The 261-nt window shown below is 46.4% G+C and carries 1 protein-coding gene; it reads right to left on the bottom strand.

Annotation, left to right across the window (positions count from 1 at the left end; translation table 11 throughout):
• A partial coding sequence (locus LJE11_RS19550) for a transposase (RefSeq protein WP_227296454.1) occupies positions 1-261 on the bottom strand: 261 nt, incomplete at both ends.

The following is a 261-nucleotide window of genomic DNA, read 5'->3' as shown; positions in this document are numbered from 1 at the left end:
TTGTCCTGTGTCCCAGGTCTTTTTCTCTCCGGATATTCCGGATATCCCCTGCAACAACACAGGTGATCCCCTGTTCCCGGCAGTATTCTGCAAGATATCTTGTGACTTTGTGCAGATAATCCGTTACTGAGTCATGTTTTCTCTTATATAACTTCCTGATATGTTTCGATGTGACCGGATGCTTTACTCCCTTTCCGGACTGCTGTCCATACCACTGGGCCTGCACCCTTGCGATCTCTTTATGGAAATATCTTTCCAGTG

Source organism: Blautia sp. DFI.1.216 (genome assembly GCF_020594215.1).
GTDB lineage: Bacteria > Bacillota > Clostridia > Lachnospirales > Lachnospiraceae > Blautia_A > Blautia_A wexlerae.
The sequence above is the reverse complement of the archived record's forward strand: the minus strand, read 5'-3'. Positions and strand labels throughout refer to the sequence as shown.